Consider the following 15,933-nt stretch of genomic DNA (forward strand, 5'->3'; position numbering starts at 1 on the left):
TCAAGTGAGATATGAAATTCAATCGTAATACTAGCGAGTTGAATTTTAAATATCAACTGATATCCTTGCGGCCATGAACACGGCGACCAAACCGCAGCGGCTGAGCCGCGAAGAAAGTCGAATGCAGACGCGCGCACAGTTGCTTGCCGCGGCGAAGCGTCTATTTGTCGACCGAGGTTTCGGCGCCACCTCGCTGCGGGATATCGCGACTGCGGCCGGCTATACGCAGGGCGCGTTCTATTCGAATTTCGCGAGTAAAGAAGAGCTGTTTGTCGAACTGATGCGCGAGCGGTCGAAGGCGCAAGTGACCGATATTGCCCGCACGCTGAGCGATCCCGCCGCGTCGGCTGAAGACATCCTGAACGCGTTGGAGGTCTGGGCCCGCACACTCGATGCCGAACCCGAGTGGTCCGTGCTGGGGGTCGAGTTCAAGCTGATGGGCCGCCGCAGTCCGGTTTTTTCAAGCGCGGTGCAGGCGCTGCTCGATGCTCACCGCGACGGCCTCGCCTATTGCATCGCGCAGATTTTCGCTCGCCTGAAAAAAGTGCCGCCCGAATCGCCCATGGTGCTGGCCACGTCGTTCATGGGACTCTCGCAAGGCCTCGCATTGCAGCGCTCGATGCTGTCCGAAGTGCCTATTGGGCACATGATCATGGTGTTTCTGCGTGGCCTGTTGGCCGCCGCACCGCGTGTGCGCTGAGCCGTAACGAAGGCCTTGCCGCGAGCGGCTGTTGCCCTCGGAGAGCGCTCGCCGGCGGCGACGCTTTAGCGATGGAGAAGGCGTTGCGCATCGACTTTCGATTAGCGCAGCCATGACGAAGGAGACTGCCGTGAGATTGATGACCGTGGCTGTCGCGCTCTGTGCGCTCTTTGCTCTGCTTGCCGCGCCTGCCCATGCCGCCGATATCGGCTTCGAGGAAGTGAAGATCGCGAATGGCGCCGAGCCGCCGATCACGGCCGGTATCTGGTATCCGACTACCGCGACGGCAACGCCGCACGCTCTGGGCGATGTCACCCAGACGATTGCGCCGGGCGCTCCGGTGGCCGGCGAGCACCTGCCGCTGGTGGTGCTGTCGCATGGTGGCGGAGGCTGGTACGGCAGCCATTACGACACGGCTCTGGCGCTGGCTCACGCGGGCTTCGTGGTGGCCGCCCTCAGCCATGCCGGCGACACGTTCGATGACCAGAGCCGGGTCTTGCAACTGTGGCGCCGTCCCGCGCAGCTTCACCTTCTGGTGGACTACATGCTCGGCGACTGGCGTTGGCATGAGCGGCTGGACGCGGGCCGCGTCGGCGCATTCGGTTTCTCCAACGGCGGCTTCACCGTGCTCGTGGCGGCCGGCGGAGTGCCGAACCTCGCGGAGATCGCGCCGTATTGCGAGGCTCATCCCGAGCATGACCTGTGCGCGACCCTGAAACAGGCCCGAGTCGATCTCCATGTCGTCACGCAGGTGCCCGCCAACGCCTGGGTCCACGACCCGCGCATCAAGGCCATCGTCGTCGCCGCGCCTGCGTTCGGCTTCACGTTCGGCCCGGCGGGGCTCAGCAATGTGCGCGTTCCGGTCCAACTCTGGCGAGCCGCCGACGATCGTCATCAGCCCCATCCGTACTATGAGGAGTCGGTACGCGCCGATCTGCCTCAGGCACCCGAATATCGCGTGATCCCCAATGCGGGCCACTACGACTTCCTGCCACCTTGCGATACGCGGCTGGCCGCAAAGAGACCGGATATCTGCAATAGCCTGCCGGGCTTCGACCGCGCGGCCTTCCATGAACAATTCAATGCGGACGTCGTGCAGTTCTTTCAGGCCACGCTGCGATAGCCGTTTGCAATGTGTTAGCCACCACGCGCCACGCGTGCTCGTTCGTGGTGAGCGGTGTGTGCCGAGCGACTGTCACTTGTTCTCTCTTGCCCGATGTATTAGGCTTGCGTCCATGAACCGGTCCTACATCAACTCGATTATTACCGCCGCGAAAATCTCGGCGGGATAGCTATTGAGTCGACAATACGCAATCACAACCCGCCCAGAAGGCGGGTTTCTGCTTTCTGGGCGCTAATCGGAGCGCCAGGCAATGACGAACAGCAGCATGTTGAATACCGCAGTGGGCCTTTGCGACGCGACCGTTCTCCATATGGTCTGCGGCAAGATTGCGTCGGGCAAGTCCACCCTAACGGCTCGCTTGGCGGATGCGCACAGGACCGTCCTGATCAGCGAGGACGTATGGATCGCACGTCTTTATCCGGAAGAAATTCATACCCTGGCGGATTACGTGCGCTGCGCGGCGCGCGTGAAAACGGTCCTCACCGAGCATATTCAGGCGCTCCTTTCGGCGGGAATATCAGTGGTATTGGACTTCCCTTTTAACACCACCCCTACCCGTGAATGGGGACGTTCCTTAGCGCTGGCTGCCGGCTGCGAGCATCGTCTGCACTATCTGGAAGTGAGCGACGAGATTTGCAAATCTCGTTTAAGGGCAAGGAACGCGTCAGGCGAGCATCCGTTCCAGACGTCGGATGTGCAGTTTGAAGCGATCACCCGCTATTTCGTCCCGCCGTCGCTGGACGAAGGGTTTGAACTCGTCGTCTACGATGAGACGGGGAGCGTCCGTTGTCCGTGAAGCGGACACGTTCTTTGCGCAGACTTACGGTTGCAATAGAGCGTTGACCGAAGATCCTTTGCTAGCCCGATACGGTAGACGGCAACGCCGCGAGCGCTCGTTCCAGCATAGTCAACAGAGCCATCCGGTCGTCCTCGCCCGCATCGAGCGCGATCAGCCCGAGTGACAGCGCGAACTGAAGAGAGAAGCGGTTGTCGAGCATCGAGCGCATCGTGGTTTCAGCGCTGACCAGCACAATCGCCCTATCCGACTGACGTTCGGCTGTCACGTCCGGCACATCGGGCACGACGTCGGAATCGAAGCCGCTCTCCGTCGCGCGGAAAAACCCCCACGTCGCATTCTCGATCAGCAGCACGTAGAAGTCGGGAAGTGCTATCAGTTCACTGGACGGCACGACGGCTTCCATCTGGCGTTGAAGATCCTTCAACGCGTCGATCGCGGCCGCTCGCATTTTCATGTTGCCGAGCGGCCCGTCAAAAAGCCGCTCCGGCAACTTGCCCGCATCGATTGCGTCACGCGTCGCCACAGCCACCCCCAGCGCATGAGGATGGCTGACATCGAACTCGATCTTGAAGTCGCAGATTGCACACATGGTTCGGCCTTGCTGACGACAGCCCGTTGGCTCAGGGCGTCACGATGTTGAACCAGAACTCGAAGTTATCCAGCCATGACACGAACTCCCCGAGTTTATTGGCGTCTCCCGTGATTTTCGCCTTGCCGGCCATCACCTGCTTCTCCATGGTCGCGTTGCCCATCATCACCTCGTTCAAATCGGCTCGACTGATGGACACCGAAGCGTCGGTGCTCGTAGAGGGCTGGCCCTTCGAGTAATGCAACGCGGAGTTCTCGACACCGACAATGTACGTTTCATTCGTATCGGTCATCGTGAGGTTAAACGAAACGCGCTTGCCGGCAGCCCTATCTCCGTTCAGGCGCACGCCTTGGTAGTCGAGGAACATTTCGAGCGGCATCGCCTTGATCGTGTCGGGGCTTTGAGAACTGCCGAACGGTACTTTATGAACGCCGTTGCGCAGTTCCATCGCGCCGGTCAGATAGAAATTGCGCCAACTGGCCGATTCCGATTGATAGCCCATCTGTTCGTAGGCATCGGCCAGCAGGTGTTTCGCCGCGGTATTCTGCGCATCGGCGAACACCACATGGTTCACGACTTCCGCCACCCAGCGATACTCGCCTTTGTCGTAATACGCTTGAGCCTTATGCAAAACGGCGGCCGCACCGCCCATGAACTCCACATAGCGCTTGCCGTTCTCGACGGGGGGCAAGCGGTGCAGATTCGCCGGCACCCCGTCGAAAAACCCGAGCCGCAAGTTGTATTGCGCGACGAGGTCGTGGAAAACCGTGCCGTAGTAACTGCGGCAGGCCCAGAGTTTGGCAAGGCTATCGGGCAAACGCAGCGATTCGGCGATTTCAAGCGGGGTGTAGCCGGTGTTGGCCAGCCGCATGGTCTGATCGTGCAAAAACCGGTACATGTCGCGCTGCGACTTCAGAAACGTGACAATCTGCGCATTTCCCCAGGTGGGCCAATAGTGCGACGCGAACAGCACTTCCATGTCGCCGCCGAACATATCGATCGACGCCTGCAGATATTTCGACCACAGCAGTGCGTCGCGGACTTTGGCACCTCGCAGCGTGTAGAGGTTGTGCAACGTGTGAGTCGCGTCTTCCGCGGAACAGAACGCCTTGTACTTCGGGACGTAGAACATGAACTCGGACGGCGCCTCCGACTCCGGCGCCATCAGCACCACGATCTCCACGCCGTCGAGTGTCAGCTTCTGCCCGGTGGTCGTCGCGAAGTCAGTGGGAGGCAGTAGCGTGATCGCCCCAATGGACGTGGTCTTGCCCAAGCCGCCATCGACGACACCCACGGGGTTACGTGGCAACAAATTGCCGTACATATAAGCGGCGCGCCGGCTCATTGCGTTGCCCGCGATCACGTTTTCGCCCACGGCCGCCTCGGTAAAACCGGCGGGGGCCACCACCTTGACCTTGCCTGCCTTTAGATCGGCTTCGTCGACGATCCCCCGAATGCCGCCGTAGTGATCGGCGTGGCTGTGCGTGTAAATGACATGCGTGATGGGCTTATCGCCCAGATGGGGGATCACCAGTTGTTTCCACACGACGGACGATACGTCCGCTGTCATCAACGGGTCGACGACGATCCAGCCGGTATTGCCGCGGATGATGCTCATCACGGAGATATCGTAGCCGCGCACCTGCCAGATGCCATCGACGACTTCGAATAACCCGTGATTCATATTCAGCTTGGCATTACGCCATAAGCTCGGATTCACGGAGGCCGGTGCATTGTTCTCCGGGCCACCGGTGATGAAAGCGAACTGCCCCAGGTCCCAGGCCGCCCCGCCTTTCGAGCTCGGAATGATGCCCGGCTCGGGTAACGTCGCGATCAATCCACGTTTGGCGTCGGCGAAATCCTGAGTGTCGTCGAATGCCAGCCGATTGGCATATTCGGCGTTGGCGTCGCGCGTTGCTTTCGTGGGCGGCTTGGCGCCGATGCCGCTGGCCATCGCGGCTGAACCGGTCTGCGCAAGCGCTTCGCCCATGACCGCGCCCACACCGGTTGCAATGCCAACCGTTGCGACGCCGCGGAGGAATTCTCTGCGTTTGCTCGGGTGAACGGGATCGTTTGCGTCGGACATCGGCACCTCCAAGTTGTCGTTGGATATTGCAGAGCGGTACGGCCGCAACGATCCGAGCGATCGGCGTCAGATCAGTTACCCAAAACAATCCTAGGTAACTTGGGAATAAACTTCAATCGAAGCTTTCAGAAGAATACAGTCGACGATCGTTATTAACGACCATCATGCCGGTGAGGAACGTGGGGAAAATTCATGGCGAATCGGGGTGACCGGCACCACTCGCGGACGATCGGGATGCGGCTTCATGCTGAAAACCGGGCGGCAACTCAGGGCGATCCGGCTGCAGTGGTTTGCGTAGGCGGCCATGCCTTCGATGCTTGCGTAGCGCCTGCCCTTTCTCGGTAGCCGACTCGTTCAAGACTCCGGAGAAACCCCGGTCGTGAAGACAAAGGCGTTCTTGGCCATGTCCTGCACCTGACCGACCCTAGGCGGCGGGCTGCAAGGCGCTTAACTGCGGATGCGCCGAACTGTCGCTCGACGCGGAGCCGCCCCTATGAGGCGTGAGTCGATCTTGAGTGCTTCCACCGATTTCGTCTTTGGCCGGTTGCACCCGCCGGTGCGAAGCTTGCGCCACGCAAGCGAACTGAAACTACGGGTTTCCGTGAAAGGCCTGCACCCCGTAAGCGACCCATCAACTTTGTGGACAGTGGGCACTCAATCGATGACCGCACACGCACGGTCGGCGGCGCTGACGGTTTGGGCGATAAGCGTTGAAATTGTCATCGGCCCGACACCGCCTGGAACCGGCGTCACTGCCGCACATCGGCCCATGAGGCCATCGGGATGAATGTCACCTATGCCTCCGGGATGGTTGCCGGCATCGACGACAACTGCCCCGTCGCTGATCCAGTCGCTACGAATGAAGTGCGGCTTTCCTACTGCGCCAACAATGATTTCGGCATGTCGAATTTCCGCCTCAAGATTTGATGTTTTCGAATGGCAAAGCGTGACCGTCGCGTTCGCATTCGACAACATAAACGCCATCGGCTTTCCGAGAATAGAGCTACGCCCCACAACCACCGCCCGCTTGCCCGATACGTCGATCTTGTAGTGAGCCAGCAAGCGCATGATGCCAACTGGCGTTGCGGAGCCGAAAGCGGGCTCGCCTAACGCCATCAAGCCAAAGCCGTGGCTGGTGACACCATCGACGTCCTTCGCGAGAGAGATTCTGTCGAAGCACAGGCGTTCGTTTACATGTGCAGGCACCGGGTGCTGAAGCAGAATGCCGTGCACCGCCTGGTCGGTGTTTAGCCTGTCAATCGCGGAAAGCACGTCATCCGTCGTTGCGCTCGAAGGCAACTTGATCGCAATCGAGTCCATACCGACTCTCCGGCACGCACTGCCCTTCATGCTGACGTAGGTCGCGGACGAAGGGTCATCGCCCACCAGGATCGTAGCCAGTATGGGTATCTGGCCGCCATTTCCTGCCTTAATGGCCGCAACGTGTTCGGATAATTCCCGCTCGCGTAACGCTGCTACGGCTTTACCGTCGAGAAGTATGCTCATGCGTTTTCCCCTTGCGTGACCAATCTTGCACTGGCATCGCTCGCATACGGACTAGGGCAACGCAGGATTGAATAGAAGCGCGCTTGAACAAGCGCGAGTCGCGTGGGCAAAGAAAGGACTTTGGCAATCGTCATGGGCTGTCTCGAAGAGATTGATCAAGATGCCCAGGCGAACGGCGTTCTACCGTCTACGCTCCCCGATGGTGATCCATCTATTGCTCGCCAGTCACGTAGACGGAACATTTTAATCGCATTTTTTTCGCCTACGCAAGGCTGACCAGCGTCGGATCGGTCGCAAGAAGAAGACTGGGATTGCCAACGATTCAGGAGCCTGCGCCCAGCAACTCGCTGCCCCACACCATGCTGGGCGCATCGTCCATTCTCCTTCGAAGCCCGCGCTCACCAGCCCATCGGGTATTTTGGACAGTTAGATTATCGAGCCGCAATAACATTCGTCGAAATGACTTCAGCCCACCACAGCAACACCTCGTATCGCACGGTATCGCTCCAAACCGACCGCCTGCTTCTGCTTCCCCCCACGCTCGACGATTTCGAAGCATTGCATTCGATGTGGTCGGACAGACGCGTCGTCGCTCAAGTCATCGACTCGCCGCTCACCGAGGAAGAAGTTTGGGCGCGCTTACATCGGATCGTGGGGCACTGGGCGCTGCTTGGGTTCGGTCATTGGATTGTTCGGGAAAAGCACAGCGGGCAATTCGTCGGCGAGGTCGGGTTCTTTCGATTCAAGCGCGCGCTAACCGCCGACTTCGACAAGGCACACGAAATCGGCTGGATGTTCGTGAAAGACTCACAGGGACGCGGTTACGCCACCGAGGCGGCGACAGCGGCTCTAAAGTGGCTGGAAGCGGATTCTCCATGCAAGGAAACGGTGTGCCTCGTTGCCCCCGACAATCTTGCGTCGCTAGCCGTGGCGAAAAAGCTTGCGTACGAAATAGAGGATGAGGTCACCTATCGCGGCAAGTCGATGCTCGTTTTGCGCCGAAAGACGGCATCGAATTAGACATCGCAACACATTGCGATCTCCGCTCAGCGACCTCGAAGCGGGATCGACGATTCCGTCGTTCCCGCGGCGTTCATGCAGACCTGCCCATCAAGCCCGCCAAACGCTCCGCATCATCGCGGCCAGGATATAGCCCGCAATACGCGGATTCTCCCTGATTCGCCGTGTGCTATAGCCATACCAGTCACGACCGTACGGCACGTAAACGCGCACGTTGAAACCTCGGGCGAGCAGACCGTCGCGCAACGGCTCGCACACGCCCAGCAGCATCTGGAATTCGAATCGCGACCGGTCAATCTGCTCGCGTTGCAACCAGTCGATCAGTGCATCGATCAATTGGTCACACAGACCGACACTCGAGCACAGGATCGATCTCTTTCGCCGTCAGACCGAACCTCGCCATTCGCGCGCGATGCCCGGTCGAGCCGAGATATAGACGGAGTTGCCCGTCCACCGCGTGAATCAGTTCGCTGTTGTTCCTGTTAAAAGAAAACGCACCGACCGGAGGACGCTGTTGCCCTTCACTTCCAGTCTTGTGATCGATCGACTCGACAGCGCTTCCGATCCGTTCGGCGAGTATCCGATTGCCCAGCGCAGTACTTGCGTACGCATCGATTTCGCCTGAACGAACCGCTTCGATCGCGTCGGCCTGTTGCTCGAAAACGAGGATCTGGCCTGCGGGCACACCCGCCAATGTCGCCGCGTCGTGCTGGACCTGTCCGGCAATAATGCCGAGGCGTGCATCCGAACGTTGCGCAACCGAAGCGTAGCTATCGAGTGCTTTGGGATTGCCCGCCCGCACCAGAAAACCATCGCCGATCGCCCACACCGGCAGGCTGAATGCAACCTTGGCAGCTCGATCCGGCGTGACAAATAGCGGCACATTCATATCCCAGCGGCCGGCCTCGACGCCGGCTAACAGCTCGCTGAAAGTCGTCAGGCAATGCTCGATACGGGTCACGCCGATCGCGCGAAGCACCGCATCGGCCAGGTCGAGATCGGCGCCTGTCGCCGTCCCATCCGGGCTGGTCCAGCCGAACGGCGGTTCCTCGATGTATGCAATAGTGACTTTCACGATCTGCCTCGCTTCCCGGTCTGATGTTCCCTCGGTCTTCGTTAGTATAGGGTTCCGATCTCGATTGCTCGCCGCACTTCCACGCATTTCGCCGTCAATGGCTTTGTGTTGTTAGCAGAGACCTTTTGCTTTCACTGCGGCGCACGCTCAATCGTGACGTTTCGAATCACGGCTTCGGTTCGCCCATCTTCGTCGTCAATAGACTGAGTCCAGGCCATGTTGTAGTCGGTCAACCACACGGAATGCCAACTCGCATTCTTGCCGTGTGTCATGGTGTCCGTGCATTGCAGGCCGATGGCCGTGCCCGTCAGCGAGGGGAAGATCGTCGACGCGGGCACCGTCTCGCCTATCACGCAGCGCCTCGACTTCACGCCCTTCTCGGAGGGTTGCGGTACGACGAGATCAAGGTTTTGCCCGGGCACGAACTCGTGGTCCGCCGCGTGAATCGCAGCCTCGTCCTCGAGCGTGCTCCGTTGAGTCAAATCGGTGCCTTTCGACACGACTTGCGTGCGCAAGATCTCGAGACCGTAGCTCAACGTGAAATCCGCCCACCCCTTTGAGGTGACGACATCGGCGATCACGCCGTTGTTGCGCCGATTGATAAAAACGTTTTTGAACGCCGCGTTATCGCCCGGCGTTTTTTTGTTCACCCAGTCGGCTTCGAAGGTCAAACGTGCGTACGGCAACGCACGGCTACCATCGGCAGGCAAATGACGGCGAAGCGTCTCGGGCAATTGACGCTCGTCGAACGCGTCGTCGAGATAGGCCGACGGGTCGTCGAGCACCCTGTCGAATGCCGACTTTTGCCCACTCATCATGCGCAGAAATTCGAACGATGCGCGCTGCCGCACGGGCTCGGGTAAAGCGGTGATTGCATCGACCGAAAAAGCGACCACGCCGCATGCGCCGGGTGGATAGCCATGCGTTCCCGGCTCAACGGGCGGCGTGGCATTCAATTGCGCATCCGCGTCGAGAAGCTCCGTCACGCTGTATTGCTCCGGCGGATGCTCAGCTTTACCGCTATTGATCGCGATTTCCAGCGTCTCCATGACGTCCTCGAGAACGCGAGGCGACGACGTCCTCGCGAAGGCGATGAAGTCGGCACCCACCATCGAGGGCAGGTGGCAGTCTTTCTGCGAGTCCATGGACATGTCTTTGAGCAGTTGCAGCATCCTCAGGCGATCGTCCGCCGAAAGAGGCGCCGACCAGAACTTTTCCGCGCCGCCGGATTGTCGCACCAAAGCAGCTTGAAACCCGGGATCGCCAGCGAGTTTCGTCAGCCAACGCATCAGCACCTTCCCCTGCGCGGAGTCCGGATCGATGCCAGCCACAATCAGATTGGCGCGCAATTTCGCCATGCTCCGCTGGGCTCCGTCCACGCTCGCCGCGTGCTGCGACGACGAGTCCGATATCGGCGACGCCTTTTCTGGCGGCGCGCCGGACATATCGAGGCCATAGGCGGCCGCCGTTGAAAACGTCAACAGCGCCCCGAATATTCTTGCGGTGGTTTTCATTTTTGTCAGTGCAGATCTCGCCGCGAAAAAGAAAAGCGCTTCTGCGGCGATCAAGTCGATGAGTCGTGGTGAGTTTTTCCTTAGCCGAAGTTAACGGCATGCCAGCAAGGAACTTGATTGTGGGCCCGTCTATCACGGCACCACTTATACCAGGATCGCCAGTTGCCTTGTTCCGGTTCGATAGTGGATGAACAATGTGCCAACCATCCAGACAGACCGGTCCGCTTCGACAACAGCGACCCCGAACAGAGAAAATCCCCCATGAAAATCGCGGTCTTGCCTGGCGACGGCATTGGCACTGAAATCGTCGCCGAAGCCATCAAGGTTCTGAATGCACTGGACCTGACATTTGAAACCGAGTTCGCATTGGCTGGCGGCGTCGCCTATGCGGCTCACGGCCATCCCCTGCCGCACACTACGCTGAAGCTGGCGAAAGAGGCGGACGCCGTACTGTTCGGCGCCGTAGGCGACTGGCGATACGACCGGTTGGATCGCCCTCTTCGCCCCGAGCAGGCTATCCTTGGACTGCGCCGGCACCTGGGGCTGTTCGCCAATCTCCGACCGGCTATCTGCTTTGAGCAACTGGCGAACGCTTCAAGCCTCAAACCCGATCTGATCGCGGGTCTCGACGTTCTGATCATTCGCGATGCGACCGGCGACGTTTATTTCGGCGAGCCTCGCGGGCGCCGTACTGCAACCGACGGCCATTTCCCCGGCTCCGACGAAGGCTTCGACACCATGCGCTACTCGCGCCCCGAGGTCGAGCGCGTTGCCCATGTCGCCTTCCGGTCAGCCCGACAGCGCGCCGGACGAGTCACCAGCGTCGACAAGGCCAACGTGCTGGAAACCTCCCAGTTCTGGCGGGACATCATGAGCGAGGTCGGCGAACAGTATCCCGACGTAGAACTGGATCACATGTACGTCGACAATGCGGCGATGCAACTGGTCAAGGCACCCAAAAAATTCGACGTGATCGTGACCGGCAACCTGTTCGGCGATATTCTCAGCGACGAAGCCGTCATGCTCACGGGCTCCATCGGCATGCTGCCGTCCGCCAGCCTGAACGCCAGCCACCAGGGCCTCTACGAACCCAGCCACGGCAGCGCGCCGGACATCGCGGGCCAAGGCATCGCGAATCCGTTGGCGACGATACTCTCCGCCGCCATGATGCTGCGTTTTTCGCTGAATCAGCCCACCGCCGCCGACCGCATCGAAGCCGCGGTCAGGCACGTGCTCGCGTCGGGCTTACGTACGGCGGATATCCATTCCGAAGGCACGCACCGGGTGGGCACGAGCGAGATGGGCGATGCTGTCGTGGCGGCTATCAGGAGCCGCGCTTGCACCGCCTGACGTCGTCTTGTTGTCGAACGGCATCGCGCGCGGCATGTCAATGCGACGAGACGAATCTCGACGCCGGGAAAGCGGGCGGCAGTGCGAAACTCTGGCGAAGATGCTTCGTCTCCGCGGCGGGTGTTCGACCAAAAAGCCGCTTGAACTCGCGATTGAATTGAGAGGCGCTGGTATAGCCGACCGCATGACAGGCCGATTCCGCCGTCATATCCTGGCGCACCATGAGCAAGCGCGCCTGGTGTAATCGGGTCGACTTCACGTACTGCATCGGCGAGGTCGACGTGATGCTTTTGAAGTGACTGTGAAACGTCGCCACACTCATGCCGGCCTGGCTTGCGAGGCTGGGCAGGTCGAGCGGCTCTGCATAGGTCGCGTGGATACGCTCCAGCGCCCGGCCAATCTTGCCGAACTGCCCTTGCATCGACAAAGCCGCGCGCATTGCATTGCCCTGTGCGCCGGTCAGTACCCGGAAATACAATTCACGCATCAGTGCCGGCCCAAGAACAGCGGCGTCGAGCGGCCGGCTCATCGCCTCCAGAAAACGCAGCACGGAGGCTCGCATTGCCGCGTCCATTGGGCTCGACATCATGGTCTGCGGCGTCTTGCCCGATGCCGGCAAACCATGGCGGTCGATCTGAATCATGAGCTCGGCGGCGACCTGAAAATCCAGATGCAGGTAGAGAGCCAGCAGCGGAGCCTCAGGCGTTGCATCGGTCTCCATGGTGAATGGCACCGGGACCGCCACGGCAAGATAGTGCTGCTCGTCATACACGTAGAGCTGGTCGCCAAAGTAGCCGCGCTTACTACCCTGGCACACGATCACGATGCCGGGATCGTAGAGCACCGGCGTGCGGGATAGTGCGCGGTCCGAACGCAGGATACGCACGTCGTGCAGCGCGGTCAGGTTGTAGCCTTCCTGCGGTGCCAGCGCGGTCAGCAAGGCCACCATGCGACGCTGTTCATGCGCGCCCGCGCTCGAAACAGCTTGATCGACACGCTTCCTGCTGACCGTCTTGCTCATAGAAATAGGCAATAAAGACCGAGAATCCGGTCTGATTTTTCGAGAAAACTCAGAATAACATGCAACCTTCATATCGACCCAGGAGTGTTGTCATGTCATCGAACAGAACCATGTTGATCACCGGCGTGAGCAGCGGCTTCGGCCGCGCGCTGGCCGAAGAAGCGCTCGCTACGGGGTATCGCGTGGTCGGTACGGTACGAAGCGAGCAAGCGAAACAGGGCTTCGAGTCGCTCGACCCGGCGAACGCATTCGGTCGGGTGCTCGACGTGACCGACTTCGATGCGATCGAAGAAGTCGTCGGCGAAATCGAGGCGAACGTGGGGCCACTGGACGTCCTGGTGAACAACGCCGGGTACGGTCACGAAGGCGTGATGGAAGAGTCGCCGCTTGCCGACATGCGTCGCCAGTTCGACGTGAACGTGTTCGGCGCTGTCGCCTTGATGAAAAGCGTGTTGCCTTATATGCGCGAGCGAAGGCGCGGACATATTCTCAACATCACGTCGATGGGCGGTTTTATCACCATGCCGGGCATCGCCTACTACTGCGGCAGTAAATTCGCACTGGAGGGCATCTCCGAAGTCCTCGGCAAAGAAGTCGAATCTTTCGGCATTCACGTCACCGCCGTGGCGCCGGGCTCTTTTCGTACGGCCTGGGCCGGTCGTTCGATGGTTCGCACACCACGCTCCATTCCCGACTACGACGCGCTATTCGATCCAGTTAGAAAAGGACGGGAAGAGAAGAACGGCAAACAGCTCGGCGATCCCGTGAAAGCGGCCCGTGCCATGTTGGCCGTGATCGAAAGCGAGAAGCCGCCCTCGCATCTTCTGCTGGGCAGTGACGCGCTCGGTCTGGTTCGGGAAAAGCTCTCGTCTCTCGGCGCGGAATTTGACGCGTGGGAAGCGCTTAGCCGATCGACGGATGGGTGAATCTGAAGCGATTCAAAGAGGGGCGTAACCTCGGAACCGAGGTGCCCCTGCTATGGCAACGCGTGCCAGGATGATCAGTGGTAGGTGGTCGAGGACGATTGCAGCTTCGTCAACTCGCCGCCCATGAACCGGAACCAGCCTTGCGAGCCTTGCATGACGACTTCGTCGCCTTGCCAGAACACGCGTTTGACGGTCATGCGCCGACCCGAGCGTTGCACGAGCGGCGGCCGGCGTCGAAAATCGACCAGCAACGGACCGGCGTCGGTTTGCACGAGCATGCGGGTGACCGCGTCGCTTTTGTTGCCGGTATCGTCGAAATGGACGAGCGTATTCGCGTCGAAACGATCGACAGGTTTGTTGTCGAGCATGGCGACGAAACCACGCTCATCGCGCGCGAATTGCAGTTCGCCTGAAACGGTCGCAATGGGGCCGGCGGCGCTGCTTTGTGCATGAGCACACGTCGCGAATGAAAGGGTTGCGCACACAGCGAGGAACAATCGCTTGCCGCCGCCTTGGATAAATTGGCCGATCACGCATCCCCTCGCTTGGGTCGTCGGACTTCACGAAGGTCCGCGACTCGACAATCTAACGTCTCCACCCTCACCCGAACGTCGGCTCCAGAAACCGCTCGATCCAGACCGCCAGGCGGTCGGCCGCAAAACTGGCATTGTGCGTGCCGGCACGGCAAACGATAGCGTCACCTTCACGCACGAACTGTAGCGCGCCGCCCGCCTCTTCCAGCCACAGCAGGCCAGCCAGCCAGGCCGCGTGCTCGGCCGAAACGGCCTGGCCCACCGGCCGCGTGAGGAACTCGCTCAGCGTGGTCGGCGAAGTCCAGATCAGCGTATCGCCACCGCCGCGCACCGTGGCGCCGAGCACTTCCGCGAACACCTGCAACGCATCGGCCGCGCTACGCCCCGCATGCTGCCTACGCAACTCCGCCAGACGCAGGCTGACCGCGTGGCCGAAGCTGCCGCCGCACTCGCTCTCGGCGCGCACCAGGTCGGCGTAGTCCATACGCTGCCAGTCCGGCTCCGCGTTGCGCGTTCCAGCCAGTTCGGTGCCGGCCAGATAGGTTTCCATTGGCTGGAAGCGGCCCGGACCGATCAGGCTGGCGCACAGCGTATGCACGATGCCGATGCGGCTGGCGAGAGTCTGCGTCTGCAGCACGCTCAGCTTCTCGCGCACGAGCTGGTCGCGCTCCTTGCGCAAGCCCGCCAGTTCCAGCGCCTGCTTCATCTCCATGCGCAGCGCGGTGATGTCCCACGGCTTCTTGATATAGCGATGTATCTGCCCCTGGTTGACCGCCTCGACGGTCTGGTCCAGCTCCGAATACGCCGTGGTCAGGATCCGGACAATGTGCGGATAGCGCTCGCGCGCATAGCGCAGCAGTTCGTTGCCGTGCTCGCCCGGCATGCGCTGATCGGACACCAGCACGGCGAGGCTGCCGGCATGGGCGTCGAGCATGGCCTTGCCGTCTTCCACGGAGGCGCCCGTCACGACCGGCGCGATCGCGCCGATGGCGCGCTCGAAGTATTTGACGGCGGTGGCTTCGTCATCAACGAACAGAATCGCCGGGGGCGGGGTCTGGTTGGCAATCGTAGTGCTCATTGGTAACTCCTGTGGATTCGATCCTTGAAATTTTGGAATTCCAGCGTCACGGTCGTGCCGGCGCCGGATGCGGATGCGATCCTGATACGCTCGCCAAAGGACTGCATAACGCGGTTGCGGAAAATCACGCCGATGCCGATGCCTATGCCAATACCGATAACGCAGGCGTTCGTGACAACCGGGTCGACCAGCGGGCGCGGTATCACTTTGGGCGCAGTGCCGAAGCTGCTGTCGCCGCTGCCAGCATCTCGCGGACCGTACTCAGGCCGAGCGGCTTCTCCAGGATTCGAAACACCTCGCCGGCATTGTCCGCTTCCAGCAGCGCGTCCCTGTCCGCGTAAGCCGTCACGAGGATCCGCACGATATGCGGATAGTCCTGCGAGACCTGTCGCAACAACTCGCCGCCGTGCCGTCCCGGCATGCGAAAGTCGCTCACGAGTATCGCCACCCGCGCTCCTTCGCGGCTCAGGATGGAGAGGGCTTCGTCCGCGTCGCTGGCGAGCAGCACCTCATACTCACTCCCGGCCGCACGCGCAAAGTACTTGCGGGCCAACTCCTCGTCATCCGCATAAACGACCATCTGGCGTGCTTGCTGAGTCTCTTTCATGTCGAC

At 60.5% G+C, this 15,933-nt stretch carries 16 protein-coding genes, 1 pseudogene and 1 riboswitch; of the genes and pseudogenes, 6 read left to right on the plus strand and 11 right to left on the minus strand.

The window, feature by feature from the left end:
• Positions 1-121 precede the first annotated feature (121 nt).
• The 3 genes from BX591_RS29150 (at position 122) to BX591_RS29160 (ending at position 2,619) form a co-directional block, all read left to right on the plus strand.
• Complete coding sequence (locus BX591_RS29150) at positions 122-700, plus strand: TetR/AcrR family transcriptional regulator (RefSeq protein ID WP_244147139.1); 579 nt, start codon at positions 122-124, stop codon at positions 698-700.
• Positions 701-839: 139 nt separating this feature from the next.
• Positions 840-1,823 carry an alpha/beta hydrolase family protein gene (locus BX591_RS29155; protein WP_111934785.1) on the plus strand — a complete coding sequence of 328 codons (984 nt, stop codon included), beginning with the start codon at positions 840-842 and terminating at the stop codon, positions 1,821-1,823.
• A gap of 250 nt (positions 1,824-2,073) precedes the next feature.
• Complete coding sequence (locus BX591_RS29160) at positions 2,074-2,619, plus strand: P-loop nucleotide/nucleoside kinase family protein (protein WP_244147140.1); 546 nt, start codon at positions 2,074-2,076, stop codon at positions 2,617-2,619.
• Positions 2,620-2,680: 61 nt separating this feature from the next.
• Here the strand turns inward: BX591_RS29160 and BX591_RS29165 are convergent, their stop codons facing one another.
• From BX591_RS29165 to BX591_RS29175, 3 genes are all read right to left on the minus strand, one after another.
• Entirely contained in the window at positions 2,681-3,211 is a 531-nt protein-coding gene (locus tag BX591_RS29165; RefSeq protein ID WP_111934786.1) for a hypothetical protein, read from the minus strand.
• Between the two features lie 31 nt (positions 3,212-3,242).
• A complete protein-coding gene (locus BX591_RS29170; RefSeq protein ID WP_111934787.1) occupies positions 3,243-5,297 on the minus strand; it encodes an alkyl/aryl-sulfatase in 2,055 nt (684 codons plus the stop codon).
• A 654-nt stretch (positions 5,298-5,951) separates the two neighbouring features.
• Positions 5,952-6,803, minus strand: coding sequence for a tetrahydrofolate dehydrogenase/cyclohydrolase catalytic domain-containing protein (locus BX591_RS29175; RefSeq protein ID WP_111934788.1), 852 nt, complete (start codon positions 6,801-6,803; stop codon positions 5,952-5,954).
• A gap of 155 nt (positions 6,804-6,958) precedes the next feature.
• A riboswitch (ZMP/ZTP riboswitch) is annotated at positions 6,959-7,042 on the minus strand.
• Positions 7,043-7,262: 220 nt separating this feature from the next.
• Here BX591_RS29175 and BX591_RS29180 point away from each other — a divergent pair.
• Positions 7,263-7,823, plus strand: a complete 561-nt coding sequence (locus BX591_RS29180; protein WP_111934789.1) for a GNAT family N-acetyltransferase — start codon at positions 7,263-7,265, stop codon at positions 7,821-7,823.
• A gap of 90 nt (positions 7,824-7,913) precedes the next feature.
• Here the strand turns inward: BX591_RS29180 and BX591_RS29185 are convergent.
• From BX591_RS29185 to BX591_RS29195, 3 genes and pseudogenes are all read right to left on the minus strand, one after another.
• Positions 7,914-8,159, minus strand: a pseudogene (locus tag BX591_RS29185) (proline dehydrogenase family protein); the annotation flags it as partial.
• Positions 8,160-8,163: 4 nt separating this feature from the next.
• Positions 8,164-8,898, minus strand: a complete 735-nt coding sequence (locus BX591_RS29190; RefSeq protein ID WP_111934790.1) for a transporter substrate-binding domain-containing protein — start codon at positions 8,896-8,898, stop codon at positions 8,164-8,166.
• Positions 8,899-9,029: 131 nt separating this feature from the next.
• On the minus strand, positions 9,030-10,466 hold the full coding sequence (locus tag BX591_RS29195; RefSeq protein WP_111934791.1) for a hypothetical protein: 1,437 nt from the start codon (positions 10,464-10,466) through the stop codon (positions 9,030-9,032).
• A 207-nt stretch (positions 10,467-10,673) separates the two neighbouring features.
• Here BX591_RS29195 and leuB point away from each other — a divergent pair, with 207 nt between their 5' ends.
• A complete protein-coding gene (leuB, locus tag BX591_RS29200; protein ID WP_111934792.1) occupies positions 10,674-11,762 on the plus strand; it encodes a 3-isopropylmalate dehydrogenase in 1,089 nt (362 codons plus the stop codon).
• A 37-nt stretch (positions 11,763-11,799) separates the two neighbouring features.
• On the opposite strand, the gene BX591_RS29205 is transcribed toward leuB, so the two are convergent.
• Positions 11,800-12,711, minus strand: coding sequence for an AraC family transcriptional regulator (locus BX591_RS29205; protein WP_111934837.1), 912 nt, complete (start codon positions 12,709-12,711; stop codon positions 11,800-11,802).
• Positions 12,712-12,875: 164 nt separating this feature from the next.
• On the opposite strand from BX591_RS29205, the gene BX591_RS29210 reads away from it, so the two are divergent.
• The gene (locus BX591_RS29210) at positions 12,876-13,709 is read left to right on the plus strand and encodes an oxidoreductase (RefSeq protein WP_111934793.1); all 834 of its coding nucleotides are present in this window, start codon (positions 12,876-12,878) and stop codon (positions 13,707-13,709) included.
• 74 nt (positions 13,710-13,783) lie between these two features.
• Here the strand turns inward: BX591_RS29210 and BX591_RS29215 are convergent, their stop codons facing one another.
• The 4 genes from BX591_RS29215 to BX591_RS29225 form a co-directional block, all read right to left on the minus strand.
• Entirely contained in the window at positions 13,784-14,227 is a 444-nt protein-coding gene (locus BX591_RS29215; protein ID WP_420849434.1) for a hypothetical protein, read from the minus strand.
• 82 nt (positions 14,228-14,309) lie between these two features.
• Entirely contained in the window at positions 14,310-15,320 is a 1,011-nt protein-coding gene (locus BX591_RS29220; protein ID WP_111934794.1) for a response regulator, read from the minus strand.
• The gene (locus BX591_RS37030; RefSeq protein WP_244147141.1) at positions 15,317-15,526 is read right to left on the minus strand and encodes an ATP-binding protein; all 210 of its coding nucleotides are present in this window, start codon (positions 15,524-15,526) and stop codon (positions 15,317-15,319) included. Before BX591_RS37030 ends, BX591_RS29220 begins: the two co-directional genes overlap by 4 nt.
• Positions 15,523-15,927: a response regulator gene (locus BX591_RS29225; protein WP_244147142.1), complete on the minus strand. Its 405-nt coding sequence runs from the start codon at positions 15,925-15,927 to the stop codon at positions 15,523-15,525. Before BX591_RS29225 ends, BX591_RS37030 begins: the two co-directional genes overlap by 4 nt.
• Positions 15,928-15,933: the final 6 nt, after the last annotated feature.

The organism is Paraburkholderia bryophila, from assembly GCF_003269035.1.
Lineage (GTDB): Bacteria > Pseudomonadota > Gammaproteobacteria > Burkholderiales > Burkholderiaceae > Paraburkholderia > Paraburkholderia bryophila.